Source organism: Bacillus sp. JST-5 (assembly GCF_057747715.1).
The window spans coordinates 1-2,531 of record NZ_JBYLHW010000121.1 but is presented as its reverse complement, the minus strand read 5'-3'; the positions used below and the strand labels follow the sequence as shown (position 1 = coordinate 2,531).

At 36.7% G+C, this 2,531-nt stretch carries 2 protein-coding genes; both read right to left on the bottom strand.

The features are described from left to right. Positions 1-381: 381 nt before the first annotated feature. Positions 382-1,527 (bottom strand): non-hydrolyzing UDP-N-acetylglucosamine 2-epimerase, encoded by a 1,146-nt coding sequence (gene wecB / locus AC3ASS_RS13965; RefSeq protein WP_488284119.1) that lies wholly within the window; start codon positions 1,525-1,527, stop codon positions 382-384. 17 nt (positions 1,528-1,544) lie between these two features. Beyond that, on the bottom strand, positions 1,545-2,174 hold the full coding sequence (upp, locus tag AC3ASS_RS13960) for a uracil phosphoribosyltransferase (RefSeq protein ID WP_488284118.1): 630 nt from the start codon (positions 2,172-2,174) through the stop codon (positions 1,545-1,547). Positions 2,175-2,531: the final 357 nt, after the last annotated feature.

Sequence of the window (2,531 nt, the reverse complement as noted above, 5' to 3'; positions counted from 1 at the left end):
TTTTAATCGGAAAATGACTTTTAACCAGTGTAATGGTTTTGCATTTTCGTGTCCAATTAATTAAGGGGTCCAAATAGAGTCGACAAAAAATCTTGCAACTAAGTTGATTTTATTTGCAAGTAGATGGTTCGACGGGAATTTCTTATTCAAGCAGGTTAAAAACTTGCAACTCGTATTGATTTATTTGCAACTTGATCGATCGAGAGTGAAATAGTTAACCAAGTGTTCGAAAAATCTTGCAACTCGTATTGATTTATTTGCAACTTGAACGTTCAAGCCTGAATTTATTTATTTTTTAAAATATAAAACCAGCGAAATTTTAAAAGAAAAATTCCACTGGCTTTTCAATGTTAACAAAGTATTATCGCTGTCTCATTTTTATTAAACTTCAAACGTATCTGGTTTTTCTTCTCTTTGTTTAAAGTAGTAGGAAATGGCGTCTGCGATTCTTCTTGATGCTTGTCCATCTCCGTATGGGTTAGCCGCTTTAGCCATTTTTTCATAAGCTTCGCGATCGGTTAACAATTCTTTTGCTAATTGATAAATGGTTTCTTCATCTGTTCCGGCAAGTTTTAACGTACCTGCTTCAATTCCTTCCGGACGCTCGGTCGTATCACGTAAAACTAAAACTGGAACTCCTAGACTTGGAGCTTCTTCTTGAACTCCGCCGGAATCCGTTAATATCATATAAGATCTTGCCGCAAAGTTATGAAAATCAATAACATCTAACGGCTCAATTAAATGAATTCGCGGATCATTATTTAACACTTCATTCGCCACTTCTCTTACCGCAGGATTTAAATGAACAGGATATACTACTTGAATGTCTTCATGTTCTTCCACTAATCGCTTAATCGCCTTAAACATATTACGCATCGGTTCACCAAGATTTTCCCGGCGATGCGCAGTTAATAGAATTAATCTTGAGGAGCCAATTTTCCTTAATACTTCGTGATCATATTCTTCCTTTACGGTCGTTTTAAGGGCGTCAATCGCAGTATTCCCTGTTATAAAAATAGCATCTTCGTTTTTATTTTCATTTAATAAATTTTCTGCCGCTTTTTTCGTCGGTGCAAAATGTAAATCACTTAACACACCCGTTAATTGACGGTTCATTTCTTCTGGATATGGTGAAAATTTATTCCATGTTCTTAGTCCAGCTTCTACATGACCGACCTTAATTTGATTGTAAAAAGCAGCTAAACTCCCGACAAATGTTGTTGTTGTATCCCCATGTACAAGGACAATATCCGGTTGTACTTCTTTCATGACCCAGTCTAATCTTTCTAATACTCGCGTCGTAATATCGACTAATGTTTGCCGATCTTTCATAATATTTAAATCATAATCCGGCTTAATTTGAAAGATATCCAACACTTGATCAAGCATTTGTCGATGTTGTGCTGTGACAGTCACAATCGATTCAAATTCGTCCGACCTTTTTTTCAATTCTAAAACGAGTGGAGCCATTTTTATCGCTTCCGGTCTCGTACCGAAAATCGTCATCACTTTTATTTTTTGGCTCATTGTTTTTTCTCCTTCAATTATTTTGTCCCAAATAAACGGTCTCCTGCATCTCCGAGCCCAGGAACAATGTACCCTTTCTCATTTAATTTTTCATCAAGGGCAGCAATATAAATATCTACATCTGGATGTGCTTTCGTTAATGCATCCACGCCTTCTGGGGCTGCAATTAAGCACATAAATTTAATATGTTTCGCTCCACGTTTCTTCAAGGAGTGAATGGCCTCAACTGCTGAACCACCTGTCGCAAGCATTGGATCAACGACGATGAAATCACGTTCTTCTACATCGTTCGGCAGTTTTACATAATATTCAACCGGTTTTAATGATTCTGGATCACGGTATAGACCAACATGTCCAACTTTTGCTGCTGGGATCAGTTTTAAAATCCCGTCAACCATACCAATGCCCGCACGTAAAATCGGAACAATCCCAAGTTTTTTTCCGGAAATGACTTTCGATTTAGTTCTTTCTACTGGAGTTTCAATTTCCACTTCATCCAGCGGAAGATCTCTCGTTGCTTCAAATGCCATGAGGGTTGCTACTTCGTCTACAAGTTCACGAAACTCTTTCGTACCTGTATTTTTATCCCTTATGTACGTGAGTTTATGTTGAATGAGCGGGTGGTCGAAAACATGTACTTTTGCCATGAAAAATCACTCCTTTTAAAGTTATCAAATTTACTCCGTTTCATTTTACAGAAAATCTAAATGTTCATCAATAAGATGAAAAGGATTGTCAAATAAAAATAAAAGTTTACGATACACACGCTCATGTATATTGTGAACATATTTTCTGCCCAAATGCTTACATATCAAGTTAATAAAAATTTTTACGAAGTAAACTCGCTTTTGAAATAGAAAAAACTCGTCAAAAGACGAGTTTTCAGCTTGTAGACAAAGTCCCTAACTAGGGGCCAAATCTACAGGCTTTTTTGTATAATAGGGATAGAATTCTTGGTTAACGGGGGAAATTTAGGATGTTATCGAAGCGTACTGACAATAATC